Origin of the sequence: Aldersonia kunmingensis (assembly GCF_001646865.1) — a bacterium.
GTDB lineage: Bacteria > Actinomycetota > Actinomycetes > Mycobacteriales > Mycobacteriaceae > Aldersonia > Aldersonia kunmingensis.
Genome location: NZ_LRRB01000291.1, coordinates 1 through 657 on the forward strand (window position 1 = coordinate 1; position 657 = coordinate 657).

Below are 657 nucleotides of genomic sequence, written 5' to 3' on the forward strand. Positions count from 1 at the left end.
CGGATCCGGTGCTGGTGCTGTCGACGAGCGACGCCGGTGTCGATGCAGGGGAGAGGTCTGTCCTCCCCGGCGCGGAGCCTGCGAAGCGCCCGACTCTGCTGCTGGACACCCTGGATGTGTCTGCGTACGCCAATGTGCCGCTGACGGATTCGGACCGGATTGCCCCGCTGCGGGCGGGCAACACGGCCTACGTGCTGTACACGTCGGGTTCAACCGGTCGCCCGAAGGGTGTCGCGGTCACGCACGAGGCGATCGTGAACCAGGTGGCGTGGTTCACCGAGAAGTTCGACCTGACCGACTTCGACATCGTGTTGTGGAAGACGCCGGCGACGTTCGATGCCTCGGTGTGGGAGTTGTTTGTCGCGTTGTGGGTCGGTGCACCGTTGGTGGTTGCCGAGCCCGAGGGTCATCGGGATCCGGCGTACCTGTCCGCGCTGATCGATGAGCAGTCGGTGACCGTGGTGCAGTTCGTGCCGGCGATGTTGCCGGTGTTCATCGCCGAGATCCCGGTGGGTGGCTACGGGGCACTGCGGGCGGTGTTCACCGGTGGTGAAGCACTCGGTGGCGAGGTCGCGCAGCGGATGCGCGATGCGGTGCCCGGGGTCGAGGTGCACAACCTGTATGGCCCGACCGAGGCGACGGTGCAGCTGAGTTCGC

General features: G+C 66.7%; 1 protein-coding gene. It reads left to right on the forward strand.

Annotated elements, in window-relative coordinates; all coding sequences use genetic code 11:
- On the forward strand, positions 1–657 hold a 657-nt coding region (locus A8G08_RS23585; RefSeq protein WP_157108758.1), incomplete at both ends, for an AMP-binding protein.